Origin of the sequence: Tsuneonella sediminis (assembly GCF_051912845.1) — a bacterium.
GTDB classification, from domain to species: Bacteria; Pseudomonadota; Alphaproteobacteria; order Sphingomonadales; family Sphingomonadaceae; genus Tsuneonella; species Tsuneonella sediminis.
Genome location: NZ_JBNCBU010000001.1, coordinates 2094101 through 2110326 on the forward strand (window position 1 = coordinate 2094101; position 16226 = coordinate 2110326).

At 67.1% G+C, this 16226-nt stretch carries 11 protein-coding genes; 4 read left to right on the plus strand and 7 right to left on the minus strand.

Annotated features, from left to right (window positions below):
* Window positions 1-6 precede the first annotated feature (6 nt).
* Window positions 7-3321 (minus strand): amidohydrolase family protein, encoded by a 3315-nt coding sequence (locus tag ACPV3N_RS10495; protein ID WP_440117340.1) that lies wholly within the window; start codon window positions 3319-3321, stop codon window positions 7-9.
* Between the two features lie 166 nt (window positions 3322-3487).
* Between ACPV3N_RS10495 and ACPV3N_RS10500 the strand changes: the two genes are divergently transcribed.
* The 3 genes from ACPV3N_RS10500 (at window position 3488) to ACPV3N_RS10510 (ending at window position 6458) form a co-directional block, all read left to right on the plus strand.
* Window positions 3488-4945: a helicase HerA domain-containing protein gene (locus ACPV3N_RS10500; protein ID WP_440117342.1), complete on the plus strand. Its 1458-nt coding sequence runs from the start codon at window positions 3488-3490 to the stop codon at window positions 4943-4945.
* 86 nt (window positions 4946-5031) lie between these two features.
* A complete protein-coding gene (locus ACPV3N_RS10505) occupies window positions 5032-5301 on the plus strand; it encodes a hypothetical protein (protein WP_440117344.1) in 270 nt (89 codons plus the stop codon).
* Complete coding sequence (locus ACPV3N_RS10510; protein ID WP_440117346.1) at window positions 5301-6458, plus strand: JmjC domain-containing protein; 1158 nt, start codon at window positions 5301-5303, stop codon at window positions 6456-6458. Before ACPV3N_RS10505 ends, ACPV3N_RS10510 begins: the two co-directional genes overlap by 1 nt.
* 9 nt (window positions 6459-6467) lie before the next feature.
* On the opposite strand, the gene ACPV3N_RS10515 is transcribed toward ACPV3N_RS10510, so the two are convergent.
* From ACPV3N_RS10515 to ACPV3N_RS10540, 6 genes are all read right to left on the minus strand, one after another.
* Window positions 6468-7010, minus strand: a complete 543-nt coding sequence (locus ACPV3N_RS10515; protein WP_440117348.1) for a pseudouridine synthase — start codon at window positions 7008-7010, stop codon at window positions 6468-6470.
* Window positions 7007-7213, minus strand: coding sequence for a hypothetical protein (locus tag ACPV3N_RS10520; protein WP_440117349.1), 207 nt, complete (start codon window positions 7211-7213; stop codon window positions 7007-7009). Before ACPV3N_RS10520 ends, ACPV3N_RS10515 begins: the two co-directional genes overlap by 4 nt.
* 3 nt (window positions 7214-7216) lie before the next feature.
* Window positions 7217-9067 carry an ABC-F family ATP-binding cassette domain-containing protein gene (locus ACPV3N_RS10525; protein WP_440117351.1) on the minus strand — a complete coding sequence of 617 codons (1851 nt, stop codon included), beginning with the start codon at window positions 9065-9067 and terminating at the stop codon, window positions 7217-7219.
* A gap of 81 nt (window positions 9068-9148) precedes the next feature.
* Window positions 9149-10549 (minus strand): alpha-amylase family glycosyl hydrolase, encoded by a 1401-nt coding sequence (locus tag ACPV3N_RS10530; RefSeq protein ID WP_440117353.1) that lies wholly within the window; start codon window positions 10547-10549, stop codon window positions 9149-9151.
* Between the two features lie 2 nt (window positions 10550-10551).
* Complete coding sequence (locus tag ACPV3N_RS10535; protein WP_440117355.1) at window positions 10552-12060, minus strand: MFS transporter; 1509 nt, start codon at window positions 12058-12060, stop codon at window positions 10552-10554.
* Window positions 12061-12166: 106 nt separating this feature from the next.
* Window positions 12167-13204, minus strand: a complete 1038-nt coding sequence (locus tag ACPV3N_RS10540; protein WP_440117357.1) for a LacI family DNA-binding transcriptional regulator — start codon at window positions 13202-13204, stop codon at window positions 12167-12169.
* Between the two features lie 280 nt (window positions 13205-13484).
* Here ACPV3N_RS10540 and ACPV3N_RS10545 point away from each other — a divergent pair, with 280 nt between their 5' ends.
* Window positions 13485-16226 carry a TonB-dependent receptor gene (locus tag ACPV3N_RS10545; protein WP_440117359.1) on the plus strand — a complete coding sequence of 914 codons (2742 nt, stop codon included), beginning with the start codon at window positions 13485-13487 and terminating at the stop codon, window positions 16224-16226.

The window sequence follows — 16226 nt, forward strand, 5'->3', positions numbered from 1 at the left end:
CCGTGCTCAATGTTCGTGCGCGGACTGGCTGGCCCGACCAGGGAGCGGATCGCTGCTGCGTTCCCACCAGTAGGGTTCGCGGCGGCGGTTGCCCGTGACTTGTTCGTTGAGCGTCGCCGCGTCGTAGAGCCGCCCCCCCAGCATGACCCGCGAAACCTTTTCGGTGTTGCGGATATCGTCGAGAGGATTTGCGTCGAGAATGACCAGGTCTGCGAGCTTGCCCGGTTCCAGCATGCCGAGGTCGCGTTCCATGCCCAGCGTCCGGGCCGGCATTATCGTCGCCGCCTGGAGCGCCTGAAGCGGCGTCCAGCCGCCCTTGACGAAGCTCCACATTTCCCAGTGGGCGCCGATGCCGTCCTGCTGGCCGTGCGCGCCGATGTTGACCTGGATTCCGCGGTCGGCAAGCTTGCGGGCCTCGCGGGCCGCCCATGTGTCGGCGTAGTCTTCCTCGGGTGCGATTTCCCGTCGGGCGCTCGCGGCGGCGAGAGTGCCCGGCGGCACGTGCGCGGTCAGCAGGGGATGCTCCCACAGGTTGGTGCGGGCTCGCCAGTAGGGATCGGCGCCCGGTCCGCCGTAGGCGACGACGAGCGTGGGCGTGTAGTTGACGCCCGTCTGGGACCACATCTGCAAGACATCCTGGTAGAACGTGCTGCCGGGCACGTTGTGCTCCACCGTGGCGTTCCCGTCCTGGATCAGGCTCATGTCGAGGTTGAACAGCGATCCGCCCTCGGGCACCACGAGCATGTTTTCGGCCTGGGCGGCGCTGACCACCATCTGGCGCTGCTCTCGCCGGGGCTGGTTGTAGTTCTTGACGCTCATCGCCCCTTGCGCCTTCAGTCGGCGGACGTGGGCCAGCGCGTCCTCGAGCTTGCCGATCTCGGCGAACCGGCCCGCCGCCTTCGCGCCGTAGATGATCTCGCCGGTCGAGAATATTCGCGGCGCAAGAATGATGCCCGCCCGCTGCATCTCGCTCGCGGCGAAGATCTCGATCGCGCTATTCGAAGGATCGTGGATCGTGGTTGTGCCCAGCGCGAGGTTGGCCATCGCCGACCAGTTCTGCTGGGGAACCAGCCCGTTTTCCCCCTGCGGTCCGTGCGCGTGCGCGTCGATGAAGCCGGGAACGACCGTCTTCCCCTTCAGGTCGACCGTCGGCACTCCCGCGGGGATCACGGTTTCGGATCTCGGCCCGACGGCGGCGATGCGATTGCCCCGGACGAGGACGACCCCGTCCTCGATGATCCCGCCGTCGTCGCCGCGCATGGTGATGATCCGCGCCCCGGTCAGCGCAACCGAGCCCGTCGCCTGGTCCGCCCGGACCGTCCGCGACAGGTCGATACCGGATGCCGGCACCGTGTATCGGTCCGCAAACGCGTTTGCGGTATCGGCCGAGTACAACACCGGCCCGATGCTCCAGTGAGCGCGGCGACCGCCTTGCGAGAAGTGGATGAAGTCCCCGCCGCCCTGGCTGAGCCGGACGGCCGGGAGCGCGCCCTTGTCCGTCGCCGCGGTCACGTCCTGCGCGCCCGGCAGAAGCGGCATCAGGTGGGCCTCGTAGTTCTGGCGGAAGGCCGCGTACTGACCGTCGGGCGAAACCTCGAAATCGCTCGTCAGATCGCCGGAAGCGTGGACCCGCCGGGCCTCGCCTGCCAGATCGGTGCTGAACAGCTGCAGCTTGTCCCCGGCCCGCGCCGTCATGAACAGGCGGTCGGAATCCGCCCCGAACTGGGGATTGCCCCCACCGCGCTCGACGAGGCGGGGGCGCCCCCCGCTTGCGGAGACGAGGTAAGTACCTGCGTCCCGGTTCCAGCGGTCGGCCGTGAGGCCGCCCCCGGAGCCTGCCTCGAACGCGATCAGCTTACCGTCGGGCGAGAAGCGCGGGCTCGAATAGTGGCCAGGCTCGCTCGTGACCGTTCGCGCGGACCCTCCCTTCGATGAAACGGTCATGATCCGGCCGAGGTCATCGTCGGCCCAGTCGACGAAGACGATCGACGATCCGTCGCGCGACCAGCTTGGCCAGGCTTCGAAGCGCTCGTCAGTCGAGCGCGTCAACCTGCGCGGCGTCCCTCCGTCCGTCGCCTTCAGCCAGAGCTTGCCGAGCGATTCGAAGACGACGTGCCGGCCGTCAGGCGAAACCTGTGCCCAGCGCACCATCCTGGTCCGGAAGGTTTCGGGGGCCACCTCGATATCCGGATGGAGCGATTCGGCGACCGTGCGGTCGTCCGCGATCGTGAAGGGCACGTCGCGCACTTCTCCGCCGCTCACCGGCACCCGGCGGATCTTGCCGCCGGACCAGAGCACGATCTCGCTGCTGTCGGCGGTCCAGTCCATGTTGGGATAGACGCCGGTAACGGCCCAGGTCTCCTGCATGTCCTGGTCCGGCAGGTCCATGAGCTTGCGTTCGTTGCCGCTGGCGAGATCGCGCACGAACAGTTTCGACTTCGCGCGTTCGCGGCGCACGAAGGCAAGGTACTTTCCGTCAGGCGAAGGATTGGGGCGGACAGCGCCTCCGTTTCCGGCGGTCAACCGGTGGGTTTCCCCGGTCTCGAGCTCGTACCGTTCGATCGCGAACAGGCTGCGATTCGAATCCTGCGCGTACTGGAAGACCCCGCCCGGCGTGATGTCCCGGGTGAAATAGATCGTCTTGCCGTCAGGCGCGAAGGTCGGTTCGCCGAGTTCCTTCTGGTGCTTCTCGTCGACGCGCTTGACGAGCTGGACGCCGGTGCCGCCGTCCACGTGGAACAGCCAGACCTCGCCGGTGCCCAGCGACCGGGCGGTGGTGAAGTGCTTCTTCGCCACGATGTACCGCCCGTCAGGGCTCCAGCTGGGCTGGTTGAGGAGGCGGAAATCCTCCTTGGTAAGCGGCTTCTTGTCGGAACCGTCCGCTCGCATGAGCCAGATGTTGTCGCCGCCGCCGCGATCGGAAACGAACGCGATCCGGGTCCCGTCTGGCGACCAGCGCGGTTGCTGGTCGTAGGAAAGGCCCTCGGCTATCCGGGTCGGGGTGCCGCCCGCGATCGGCATGACGTAGATGTCGCCGAGCATGTCGAACGCGATGCGCGCGCCGTCGGGCGACACGTCGACGTTCATCCAGGTGCCTTCGTTCGTGTTGACCGGCACCTTGCGCAAGGTCAGGCCCTGCGGTGCCTCGACGTCCCACGTCGACGCGGCTTCGCCCTTCGCGGTCTCGGGCACCGTGGACGCCGGCGGCGCGTGCTGGGTGGCGGCGTCGCTCGGGGACGCGTCGAGAGGCGGCGCTACCTGCGCGTGGACCGTGGCAGACGTCGCCAGCAGGGCGCAGGCAAGCGGGAGCTTTGACAGCATGTCGAGGTCTTTCGATGTGTCGGAGGGCGACCCCCCATTTCTTGTGGGCGGTGCGGGGGATGGCGGAAGGCGGCGGCGAACGCAAGCCGCTGCGGCGAAGGACCAAAGCTGAGGAAAACCGGACCATTCGGCGTGAGCGGAACTGCGAGCTTGCTACGGAGGCGCAGTGAAGAATCAGATCGATCTCGGGACCGACCCCAGCGGAGCATCCGTCTGCCTGGACGTCGAGGAACTGCTCGCGACGCGGCTGCTGGTGCAGGGCAACAGCGGATCGGGCAAGTCGCACCTGCTTCGCCGCGTGCTCGAGGAGAGCGCCGCGATCGTCCAGCAGATCGTTATCGATCCCGAGGGCGATTTTGTCAGCCTTGCCGATGAATTCGGTCACGTCGTAATCGACGGGGCGGCTTATTCCGACGCCGAGATCACCCGGTTGGCCGCGCGCGCCCGCGAACACCGGGCCTCGGTCGTGCTCGCGCTGGACGGGCTCGAGATCGACAACCAGATGCGCTGCGCCGCGCAGTTCCTGTCCGCGCTGTTCGACGCGCCCGACAGGCACTGGTACCCGGCGCTGGTGATCGTCGACGAGGCGCAGCTTTTTGCACCGTCCGCATCGGGAGAAGTCAGCGACGACGCGAGGCGCAGCTCGCTTGCCGCGATGACGAACCTGATGTGCCGGGGCCGCAAGCGAGGCCTTGCAGGAGTCATCGCGACGCAGCGACTGGCGAAGCTGGCCAAGAACGTTGCGGCCGAGGCGTCGAACTTTCTCATGGGCCGCACCTTCCTCGACATCGACATGGTTCGCGCCGCCGACCTGCTCGGGATGGAGCGGCGCCAGGCGGAACAGATCAGGGATCTGGAACGGGGCCATTTCCTCGGGCTGGGACCCGCGATCAGCCGGCGCCCTGTCGCGGTGCGGATCGGAAGCGTCCGGACCCGTGCCAAGTCGACCGTCGCAGGCCTGACGCCGCCCCCTGCCGCGACCGGCGACGACATGGCAGCCCTTTTACACGCGCCGTCAGAGGATCCGCCCGCGCAGGCGGACCTGTGGAGCATGGCAGATCCGCGGCCTGCCACCGCCGCCGCCCTGCAGGAATCCATCGTTTGCCAGGCCAGCGCGGAAGCGGCGTGCCCTCAGCCCGAGCTGTCGACCGAGGACGCGGCGGCAGTGGTGTGCGCGGTGATCATGGACATGGCGGGCGAGGAAGGGTGCACCTTCCTTCCCGCGGCCGCGCTGTTCCAGGATTTCACGGTCCGCTGCCGGATGCGCGGGCTGAAGAACCACGGGCTCGACGCCGCCGAGTTCCGCAAGAGCTTTTCCAAGGCCCTGGCCGGCATCGGACTGGCTGACCCCGGCGAACAGGGCGCGCTCCTGCTCGGTCTCGCCGAGACGATCCCTGCCGACCTGATGGCGCCCTTCCTCGCGATCGGTAAAGCCGCGATCGAAGGCCAGCCATGTCCCGACGACGAGGCCTTGGCGGTACTTTACGGCACCCGGTCGGTCGGCCGCGCACGACGGATGCTCGAGCATCTCGAACGGAGCGACCTCGTGGTCGTGCGAACCGATTTTTCCGGGCGCAGATCGGTCGCGATCCCCAGGCTTGACCTCGCCACCGCGATGGCCTGACGAAGCCGGCCTGGCGGGTTGTATCGCGCCACCGGAAATCTGTATCCGTTTCGTCTCCCGCTACCACACCTTCGCCGGATTCTGCCATGGACCTCGACGACCTCCTGTTCCGATACTTCGGCACCCGTTCTCCCGACGATCTGGGGGAGGGGGCTCGCGCGGCGGGCGTGGACAAGATGCTTGTCGATCTGGGGCTGACGCGCGACAGGGGACAGCGGTTTGCGCTCTGGTCGATTCTCCACATGCTTGGCGCGGCACCGGATCTCGACGTTGCCTTTCCCGAAGCGGCGGACAGGGATGCAGCGCGCAACCTCATGGACCTGCTCGACCGGGCCGGCGAGGGGTCCGGTGGCTGATGCCGGGATTCCGGAATTTCGACGCGGCGCGATTTCTTCGCGAGAACTGGCAGAAGCGGCCGCTCCTGATTCGCAATCCGTGGCAAGTCTGGGAGAACCCGCTCGATCCCGACGAACTGGCGGGCCTCGCGTGCGAGCCGGAAGTCGAATCCCGGCTCGTGTGCAGGACGGGAGCCGGTGGGTGGGTTCTCGAGCACGGCCCGCTTGCGCCGGACCGGTTCGGCGAACTGGGCGATAGCCCGTGGACCCTGCTCGTCCAGTCGGTCGACCACCATGTCCCGGCAGTCGCGGGGTTGATCGAACCATTCCGCTTCCTACCCGACTGGCGCATCGACGACGTGATGGTCAGCTATGCGACCGAAGGCGCCGGGGTCGGCCCGCATTACGACCACTACGACGTGTTCCTGATCCAGGGTCTCGGACGGCGGCGGTGGAGTATCGGCCGCCGGTGCGACGGGACCGCGCGCCTCCTGCCGCACGAGAGCCTGCGGCTGCTCGCCGATTTCGAGCCGGTCGAGGAGTGGGTTCTCGAACCTGGCGATATCCTTTATGTCCCGCCGGGTTTCGCGCACGACGGGGTGGCGGCCAGCAGCGATTGCATGACCTATTCGGTTGGTTTCCGCGCGCCGTCGCGCGGCGACCTCGTATCGGCATGGGCCGACCACGTGCTCGACACGCTGGGCGAGGACGACCGGTTCACCGACGCGGATCTCGCGGTCGCAGAGAATCCAGGCGAGATCCTGCCGGAAGCGCTTGCCCGCCTGCACGAAATGGCCACCGGAGCGCTGCTGGACCGCGACCGGTTCGCGGCATGGTTCGGCCAATACGTCACCGCGCGAAAGGACGATTCGCTGGACTGGGCGCCGGAAGACCCGCTTTCGGCCGAGGACTTCCGCCAACGGGCAGCCGGCACCATCGTCCTCGAACGCAATCCCGCAAGCCGGTTTGCGTTCATTCGAACGGACGAGGAGAGCGTGACCCTGTTCGTCGACGCAAAGGGTTATCCCTGCCGCGGCCGCGCGGCCATCCTGGCGGAGCGGATCTGCGCAGATGCGCGTATCGTCGTGGAGCCCGGCACGGCCGTTCGGGAGGAGATCGTCCGAATGATCGTCGACCTCGCAAACCGCGGCTGTCTCGCAGTCGCCGGGCAGGCCTGACCTGCCCGGTCAGACCCTCTGCCATTCGCCCGGCGCAAGACCCTCCAGCGACCATTCGCCGACCGACCAGCGGACCAGCCGCAGCGTGGGATGGCCGGCCGCGGCGGTCATCCGGCGTACCTGGCGGTTCCGGCCTTCGGTAATCGTCAGCCGAAGCCAGCTGTCGGGAACCGACTTGCGCACCCTGATCGGCGGATCGCGCGGCCAGAGCCGGGGCGGAGCAATGCGTTCGGCCACTGCGGGCCGTGTAAGCCCGTCCTTGAGGGGAACACCGCGGCGCAACGCACCGAGCGCCGCCTCATCGGGTTCGCCTTCGACCTGGGCAAGGTAGGTCTTGGACAGCTTGAAGCGCGGATCGGCAATCCTTGCCTGCATGCGGCCATCGTCGCACAGGACGAGCAGGCCCTCGCTGTCGAAATCGAGCCGGCCGGCCGGATAGAAGCCCGGCGCGTCGATGAAGCGGGCCAGCGTCGGCCGGGGCGCGCCCTGTCGCTCGTCGGTAAACTGCGACAGCACGCCATACGGCTTGTTGAACAGGATTATGCCGCTCATCCCCGCATCCCTCGCCCGGATTCTCCGCTCACCTGCGGGCGAGGGATGCGCTTGCCCTTGCGGCGACTGGTGAGATGAAACGCGCCGCAGCGGTCGCAGCGGTAATGCCGCAGGACCAGTCCGGTAAGGCCCGCTGCCGCCAGCGCCTCGGCCCCCGAACCGAAACGCCGCTTGCGGGCGCAGACGCTGAGGCGGGTCCGCATGGATCAGGCCCCTGCCTTCTCCAGGTTTTCCTGGGCCTCGAGCCATTGCATCTCGGCTGCTTCCATGTCGGCTGCAACGGCTGCCCGCTCGCGCATCAGATCGGCGGGCGAGGGACCCCCGGCACGCGGCGGTGAAGCCAGCGCCGCATCGAGCGCCGTGATCCGTTCCTGGAGCCGCGCGATCGCCTTTTCACTCTTCGTCACGTCGCTTCGGGCGAGACGCGCGGCCTCCCTGTCCTTCGCGGCTGCGCGCTTGTCCTTCTTCGGCTTCGCTGCGGGGGCGACGCGCGGCTGGTTCCTCCCCAGCACGAAGTCGATGTAGTCCTCGATGCTGCCCGAATATTCCTTGGCGGTGCCCTCGTCGACGAGGACCAGCCGGTCCGCTGTAAGTTCGACCATGTGGCGATCGTGGCTGATCAGAATGACGGCTCCGTCGAAGGCATTGAGCGCCTGCACCAGCGCTTCGCGCGCATCGACGTCGAGGTGGTTGGTCGGCTCGTCGAGGATGAGCAGGTGCGGCGCATCGCGGGTGATGAGCGCCAGCGCGAGGCGGGCCCGCTCGCCTCCCGACAGCTTGCCGACGAGAGTGGTGGCCTTGTGGCCGGAGAACCCGAACCGCCCAAGCTGTGCCCGTACCGCGCCGGGCGCCGCGCCCGTCATCGCGCGCGTCATGTGCTCGAGCGGGGTCCCGTCCGGCGACAGTTCCTCGACCTGGTACTGCGTGAAATAGCCCACCCGCATGCGCCCCGAAGACTGCATCGCCCCTTCGGTCGGAGCGAGTTGCGCGGCGAGAAGGCGTGCGAGCGTGGTCTTTCCGTTCCCGTTGCGACCGAGAAGCGCGATCCGGTCATCGGGATCGATCCGCAGATTGAGCCGCTTGAGGACCGGCTCGGCGCCGTAGCCGACCGCCGCCAGGTCGAGCGTTATCAACGGCGGGCGCATCGTGTCGGGGGCAGGAAAGTCGAAGCTGAGGCTTGGATCTTCGATGACCGCCGCGATCGGCTGCATCTTCGCCAGCATTTTCGCGCGCGACTGGGCCTGCCTTGCGGTGGAGGCACGGGCGCTGTTGCGCGCGACATAGTCCTGCAGCCGCGCCCGCTGCGCGTCCTGCGCGGCCCTTGCCGCGGCGATCTGCGCGGCACGCTCCGCCCGCTGCTTCTCGAAGGCATCGTAGCCGCCCGGATAGAGCGCGAGCTTGCCATCCTGGAGGTGCAGGATCGCGGTCACCACGTTGTTGAGCAAGTCGCGTTCATGGCTGATCACGATCAGCGTGCCCTGGTATGTCCGCAGGAAGTTCTCGAGCCACAGGGTCGCCTCGAGATCGAGGTGGTTCGACGGCTCGTCGAGCAGCAGGATGTCAGGGGCGGACAGGAGCAACGCGCCGAGCGCGACCCGCATCTTCCAACCCCCGGAGAAGCTGTCGAGCGGCCGCGCCTGCATGTCCTCGTCGAAGCCGAGGCCGGTCAGGATGATCGCCGCGCGCGAAGGAGCGGCGTAGGCATCGATGGCCAGCAGCCGGTCGTGGACGTCGCCGAGCCGGTCCATATCGGTGCAGGTCTCCGCCTCCGCCAGCAGCCGCGCCCGCTCGGCATCGCCTGCCAGCACCGCCTCGAAGGGGGTAATCACGCCGCTGGGCGCCTCCTGCGCAATGTATCCCACGCGCGCGCGCCGCGGCATCTCGATCGCGCCCTGGTCGGGTTCGATTTCGCCGATCAGGGCTTTCATGAGCGTCGACTTGCCCGCGCCGTTGCGCCCGATAAGCCCGATCCGGGCATTGGCCGGAATGGTCGCGGAGGCATCCTGCAGGATGGCGCGCCCGCCGAGACGGACGGTCAGGTTGTCGATGGCAATCATGTCGCCGCGGCCCCTAGCAGCGGGCGCCCGCTAACCCAAATGCTCGTGCGATGTGCCGCGTCCGGGTGCGAGCGGCCCTGCTCAGTTCCGGCTGCCCAGCAACCTGAAGCCCCATGCGGGCAGCTCGACGACGTCGCCGGCCTCGAGAACCACCGGTGCGCCCGTGCGAAACTCGGCATAGCGTCCGGCGGCGTGGGCATCGGACAGGGTCGCGCGAACCGGCCGGTCCGAGAGATTGAACAGGCCGACCACGCGGTTGCCCTCGACCGCGCGCACCCATGCGAACATCTGCGCGGGCTGGTCGGTCAGCACCGCACTCATCCTGCCGCCCCACTGGCCGTTGGCGAGCGCCGGGTTCGCATTCCGGAAGGCGATGAGGTCGCGCACCAGCGGCCCGATGTCGCACGCCTCGAGCTTCGTCCAGTCGATCGGGTCCCTCTCGAAGAACGCCAGGCGCTTGGCATTGCACGCTTCCTGCCCGTTGTAGAGCATCGGCAGGCCTTCCCCGGTGAACGACAGGGCGAGGAAGGCGGGCAGGGCTTCCCCGAAGTTCTCGTACTGGGTGCCCTCCCACGCATTGCTGTCGTGGTTGGCGATGTAGGTCAGCCGCATTGCCTCCCTCGGCCACGCGCTCTCGTTTTCGGCGTAGTAGCCATAAAAGGCGGTCGCTTCCGCCTTGCCCTGGGCGATGCTGACCGCGGTGTGATGCCACTCCCATGCGTAGACCGCGTCGAAGGCCTTGCGGGTGAGTTCGGACGACTTCCATTCGGCCAGCATGAAGACCGGGCGGATCGCCTCGAGCCGGGCGCGTTCCTTTTCCCAGAAGTCCAGCGGGACGTAACCGGCCACGTCGGCGCGGAAGCCGTCCACGCCATAGTCGCGGACCCACATCTCCATCGCCTTGCCGACGTGTTCGCGCACGCCGGGCTTGGACCAGTCGAGGTCGATGATGTCCGACCAGTCCCACCAGGGGGTGGGGCGGAAATCGCCCTTCCAGTCCTTCTCGTACCAGTCGGGATGCTCCTTCGCCAGCGGGTGGTCCCATGCGGTGTGGTTGGCGACCCAGTCGAGGATCACGCGGAACCCCTGTGCGTGGGCCGCGTCGACGAAGCGCCTGAAGTCCTCCTTGGTGCCGAATTCGGGGTTCACGTCGTAATAGTCGCGCACCGAGTAGGGGCTGCCGAGCGTGCCCTTGCGGTTCTCGACCCCGATCGGATGGATCGGCATGAGCCAGAGCACGTTGACACCCAGCGCCTTCAGTCGGGGAAGCTGCTTCTCGGCGGCGGCGAAAGTGCCTTCGGGCGTGAACTGGCGGGTGTTGATCTGGTAAAGGACGGCATCCTTCGACCATTCCGGGTGATGGACCGTCGAATAGGGTTCGGGCTGCCACACTGCGGCATCGTCATCGACGTCGGCATGCACGGGCTGAGCGAAGGCGAGGGCAAGAGCAAGAGCGGTCGGAGCCGCGATCACGTGCTTCATGATCAGGTCCTTTGCGGGATTACGGCGGCGACTCGGGTCATCGCCAGCGCGGCGACCAACCAGGCCGCCGCGGCGAACAGCATCGTCCACACCGGATCTCCGGGAAAGGCATGCTTCATGATCGTGCCCATGACGGTCGCGACGAGAAGCTGCGGGACGACGATGAACACGTTGAACAGCCCCATATAAATGCCGAGTTTCGCCTGCGGCAGGTTCGAGGCGAGAATGGCATAGGGCATGGCGAGAATGCTGGCCCACGCGATGCCGATGCCGACTTCGGCGATCAACAGCGCCTGGGCGTCGCGCACGAAGAAGAACATCGCGAAGCCCGCTGCACCCAGCGCCAGGCAGATCGAATGCGTGGTAACCTGTCCGAAGCGGCGCGCCAGCCACGGTAGCAGCGCCAGCGCCGCGATCGCGGCGACCCCGTTGTAGACCGTGAACAGCACGTTCACCCAGTTGGCGCCCTCGTTATAGGCGGGGCTGGCGGTGTCGGTACTTCCGAATACGTACTGGGTTACCACGGGCGTGGTGTTGATCCACATGATGAACAGCGCGCTCCAGCTGAAGAACTGGACCAGCGCGAGGCGTTTCATGACAGGGGGCATGCCCGCAAAGTCGCCGACGATCTGGGTGAGCATCCCGTTCACCCGACCTTGCTTGGCGAGCGAAATCGCGACCGCGCTCAGCAGGCCGTATGCGGCGAGCAGGGCGCCCAGAAGATAGACCTCTTTCTCGAGTTCCAGCGCGCCTACCGACAGCGCAACGAGACCGCCCGCGGCGATCCACGCGGCGCATGACAGGTAGCTCTTGGCCGCGAGCGCGCGCACCGGCTGCTCGAGCGGTGCATCACCCGAACCGGCGAAGGCCGCTTGCTCTTCGGGCGAGTATTCCCGCGTGGTCACGACCGTCCAGAGAACCGCAAGAAAAAGCGCCGCGCCCCCGACCCAGAAGCTCCACCGCACGGTGTCCGGCAGCGAGCCCTCGGGCGCGACGTTGGCGACGCCGAGGTGCTCGAGAAGCCATGGAAAGATCGATCCGACGACCGCGCCCGCTCCGATGAAGGCGGTCTGCACGGCATAGCCCGCCGCGTGCTGGTCGGTCCGCAGCATGTCGCCGACGAAGGCGCGGAAAGGCTCCATCGAGATGTTGAGGCTCGCGTCGAGAAGCCACAGCAGGGCCGCCGCGAACAGGAGTGGCGCTCCGAACGCGGGAGCAAGCGGCATGAGGAACAGCGAGAACGCGGCGAGCACCGCGCCGACGAGGAAGTAGGGCCTGCGGCGCCCGAGCCGGTTCCAGGTGCGATCGCTCAAGTGGCCGATTATCGGCTGGACCAGAAGTCCGGTCAGCGGCGCGGCGACCCACAGTGCGGGCAGATCGTCCATGCTTGCGCCGAGGGTCTGGAAGACCCGGCTCATGTTGCCGTTCTGCAGCGCGAAGCCGATCTGGATGCCGAAGAACCCGAAGCTCATGTTCCAGAGGGCCGCAAAGCCCTGACGCGGTTTTTCCATCGCGCGGCGATCCTTCCCTAGACCGGGGCGGCTCGGGCCACCCTCTCAGGGTGCCGGGCTGGCGCAATGCGGCCCGCCCGGCAACAAACATACGAATGTATACCGTTCAGGCTGGCCCCGTGCTCGCCCGCACGACGAGCCGGGTAGGGAGGCGCGGGTCTGGCCTGGGGCGGCCTTCGATATCGGCGAGCAGCGTATCGACGAGCCGTTCCCCCGCACCGCGCATGTCCTGCATCACCGTCGTCAGCGGCGGGCGGGTGAGACTGGCGGCGGGGATGTCGTCGAACCCGACGACCGCAACGTCGTCCGGAACGATGCGCCCGGATTCCGACAGGGCGCGCATGGCGCCGATCGCGATCAGGTCGGATGCGGCGAAGACGGCATCGAACGAAGCGCCCGACGCGATCAGGCTCTGCGCCGCCGCGAAGCCGGCTTCCTCGCTTGTCAGCGCGTCGCGCTGGAGCGCAAGGTCGGGCTCCTCTCCCGCGTCGCGCAGCGCGCTGCACAGTCCTTCGTAGCGACTGGCGAATTCGGGATAGTGGGCATCGGCGTGTCCGATAAACGCTATCCGCCGCCGCCCGCGGCCGATGAGGTGCGCCCCGGCCACCCTGCCGGCCTCGAAGTTGTCGGACCCCACGGTGCCTCCCGCGACGTCCGACGACACCGATCCCCAGCGGGCGAAGTGGGTGCCCTGCCGGCGGAGCTGCCCGAGCCTTTCCTGGTAAATCGTCCAGTCGCCGTAACCCAGCAGGATCAGGCCGTCGGCGCGGTGCGAATCCTGGTAGCGCACGTGCCAGTCGTCCTCGAGCCGCTGGAACGAGATCAGGAGATCGAGCCCGCGATTGGCGGCCGCGCGGGTGATCGACCCCAGCATCGCCAGAAAGAACGGGTTGATCATGCTCTCGTCGGGCGTGGGGTCCTCGAAGAAAAGAAGCGCAATGGTGTTCGACCGCTGCGAGCGCAGCGAACTGGCGTTCTTGTCGACGGTGTAGTTGAGCTCGCTGGCGATCCTCTCGATCCGTTCGCGAGTGGCCGGACTGACCGAGCGGTCGCCGCGCAGCGCGCGGCTGACGGTGGGCTGCGATACACCCGCAGCGTAGGCGATATCGAAACTCGTCGGCCGACCAGTCGGCTTGCGACCCATATCCGTCTCCCGGCCGCGCGGAGCGGCTCGACGACCGAGCATAGGCCGGCGTGGGGAGGCTTTCAATTCGACGAAATTTTCCGTGCGAAGGCGTTGCGCTCAAACAACTATTCGCGCCTGGACCGCGCCGCGCGTGGCGATAGTATACGTATGCCGTATTCCACTCCGGCCCTCTCCCCCCGTATCTGTCCGCCCGATCACCCCGCTCGAGGAGCCGCGGGACTGACTTTATGAACGATCGGTGGCGCCAGACCACCGGACTAAGGGGAGAGAGTTCGAAATGGCCATTCGCCAGACCTTGCGTGCCACCGCCAGCATCGCCGCCGTCGTCGCTGCTGCCGGACTCCTGTCCGCCCCGGCTTTCGCGCAGGACGCGCCTTCCGCAGAACCGGCGGACCAGGAAGACGATCAGGCGATCGTCGTCACGGGCTTTCGCGCATCGCTCGAGACCGCCGTCGCCGAGAAGAAGCGCGCCGACCAGATCGTCGAGGCAATCAGCGCGGAAGATATCGGCAAGCTCCCCGATGCGTCGATCGGCGAATCGATCGCTCGCCTGCCGGGCCTGACCTCGCAGCGGCTCAACGGCCGGGCAAACGTCATCGCGATCCGCGGCTTCGGGCCGGACTTCTCGCAGACCACGCTCAACGGCCGCGAACAGACGACCACCAGCGACAACCGCTCGGTCGAGCTTGACCAGTATCCGTCTGAAATCGTCAACCAGGTCGTCGTCTACAAGTCGCCCACCGCGTCGCTGATCGGCCAGGGCCTCGTCGGTACCGTCGATATCCGGACGATCCGCCCGCTCGAGGCCGGCAAGCAGATCCTCGCGATCGGCGCGCGCGGTTCGTACGCCGACCTCGGCAAGCTCAACGCCGGGTCCAAGGACATGGGCTACCGCGTCAACGCGACCTTCGTCGACCAGTTCAAGGACGACACGATCGGCCTGTCGCTGGCGGCGTCGTACGTCGACGAGCCCTACCAGCTTCAGGAATTCAATGCCTGGGGTTACAACTCGGTGCCGCTTAACGGCGCCAACCAGGCGCTGATCGGGGGGTCGAAGTCGTTCGTAACCTCGACCCAGCTCAAGCGGCTGGGCATCAACGGCACGTTCCAGGTTCAGGCGACGCCGACGCTTCGCCTCACAGCGGACGGGTTCTATTCGAACTTCGACGACGACCAGTCGAAGCGGGGCATCGAGCTTCCGCTTGGCTTCTTCGCATTCGGCACCACCGCGAACCCGGCCAACGCCACCGCCGAGAACGGGCTGATCACCTCGGGCCAGTTCGACAACGTGCGCGGCGTCATCCGGAACGATATCTTCCAGCGCGAGGCGGACCAGTACTCGTTCGGTTTCAATGCCGACTATGACGGCGCCGACGGCTGGCACGCGTTCTTCGACATCGGCTATTCGCGGACCGACCGAAACGAGCTGAGCCTCGAAAGCTATTCGGGCACGGGCTTCAACGGCGACGACACCGGCAACGGCGCGGCGGCCACGATCCGGTTCCAGTCCGGCCTCACCGGCACGGTTTTCGACCCCTCGCTCAATTACAGCGATCCTTCGCGCATCTTCCTCACCGACCCGCTCGGCTGGGGCGGCGGCACGGTTCCGCAGGCGGGATACTACAACAACCGCCTGATCGACGACGAGCTGTGGCAGTTCCGCGCCGAGGTCGAGCGCGACCTCGACAACGGTTTCATCCGCAGCGTGCAGGTCGGGGCGAACTACACCACCCGCGAAAAGACGCTGACGCCCGACGAGGCATTCATCCGGCTGCCCAATGGCCAGCTCCAGGCGCCGATCCCGTCGCAGTACCTGCAGCGCTCGACCGATCTCGGCTATCTCGGCCTGGGTCCGATCGTCAGCTACGACGCGCGCGAACTTCTCGCCAATGGCGTCCTGGTGCTCGAGCCGCGCCTGACGACCGGCCCGAACGCGGCGAACGACGTGCTCAGCAAGGGCTACACGGTCAACGAGGACCTCCTCACCGCCTACGTGCAGGCGAACATCGAGAGCAGCCTTGGTGCCAGCGAGCTGACGGGCAACTTCGGCGTTCAGGCGATCAACACGGTCCAGAAGTCGACCGGGTTCATCTTCCCCTCCACCGGACCGACCCTGAGGACCATCGGCGACGAGTTCTGGGACGTCCTTCCCAGCCTCAACCTCTCGCTCCGCATGCCCAGCGACACCGTGATCCGTGTCGCTGCCGCGCGCGAGATCATGCGGCCGCGGCTCGACGACATGCGCCTGTCGATCGGCTATGGCATCGATACGTCGGTGCCGGGCGGGATCATCCGCGGGGGCGGCGGCAACCCGTACCTGCGCCCCTACCGGGCCAATGCGGTCGATTTCAACGTCGAGCAGTATTTCGGCCGTGGCGGGGTCGCCGCGCTCCAGCTGTTCTACAAGGACATCAAGAGCTACATCTTCGGCGGCCGCTTCGCGTTCGACTATTCGGCCTTCCCGCCGCCGACGAACGCCGCTGCGTTCCCCAACCTGCCCACGGTCGGCACGCTCGATGCGCCGGTCAACACCGGAGGCGGCGACCTCTACGGCGCGGAACTGGCGGTGACCCTGCCGTTCGCGACCCTCACGAGCGCACTCGACGGGTTCGGTATCACCGGCGGCGCCAGCTATACCAAGACCAAGATCGAGGATGCGAACGGCAACGAGACGACGATCCCCGGTTACTCGAAGTGGGTTGTCAACGGCACCGCCTACTTCGAGAAATGGGGCTTCAACAGCCGCGTAAGCGCACGGTACCGTTCGACCTTCCTCGGCGACTTCACCGGTTTCGGGGGATCGCCGACCCGCCGGACCGCGCTGAGCGAAACGATCATCGACGCGCAGATCGGGTACGATTTCCAGCCCGGCACCGCGCTCGAAGGCCTGTCGCTCTATCTCCAGGGTCAGAACCTCACCGACGAGCGGTTCGCCTCGGTCGGCGCAGCGCGCAACCAGGTCATCGACTACCAGATATATGGACGCCGCTTCCTGGCCGGGTTCACGTACAAGTTCTGA

What these genes read in the sequence shown, in the direction of transcription:
- ACPV3N_RS10525 (WP_440117351.1), bottom strand. Translation starts at nt 9,067, where the DNA reads ATGATTGCCATCGACAACCTGACCGTCCGTCTCGGCGGGCGCGCCATC.
- ACPV3N_RS10510 (WP_440117346.1), top strand. Translation starts at nt 5,301, where the DNA reads ATGCCGGGATTCCGGAATTTCGACGCGGCGCGATTTCTTCGCGAGAAC.
- ACPV3N_RS10520 (WP_440117349.1), bottom strand. Translation starts at nt 7,213, where the DNA reads ATGCGGACCCGCCTCAGCGTCTGCGCCCGCAAGCGGCGTTTCGGTTCG.
- ACPV3N_RS10515 (WP_440117348.1), bottom strand. Translation starts at nt 7,010, where the DNA reads ATGAGCGGCATAATCCTGTTCAACAAGCCGTATGGCGTGCTGTCGCAG.
- ACPV3N_RS10535 (WP_440117355.1), bottom strand. Translation starts at nt 12,060, where the DNA reads ATGGAAAAACCGCGTCAGGGCTTTGCGGCCCTCTGGAACATGAGCTTC.
- ACPV3N_RS10505 (WP_440117344.1), top strand. Translation starts at nt 5,032, where the DNA reads ATGGACCTCGACGACCTCCTGTTCCGATACTTCGGCACCCGTTCTCCC.
- ACPV3N_RS10540 (WP_440117357.1), bottom strand. Translation starts at nt 13,204, where the DNA reads ATGGGTCGCAAGCCGACTGGTCGGCCGACGAGTTTCGATATCGCCTAC.
- ACPV3N_RS10530 (WP_440117353.1), bottom strand. Translation starts at nt 10,549, where the DNA reads ATGAAGCACGTGATCGCGGCTCCGACCGCTCTTGCTCTTGCCCTCGCC.
- ACPV3N_RS10545 (WP_440117359.1), top strand. Translation starts at nt 13,485, where the DNA reads ATGGCCATTCGCCAGACCTTGCGTGCCACCGCCAGCATCGCCGCCGTC.
- ACPV3N_RS10495 (WP_440117340.1), bottom strand. Translation starts at nt 3,321, where the DNA reads ATGCTGTCAAAGCTCCCGCTTGCCTGCGCCCTGCTGGCGACGTCTGCC.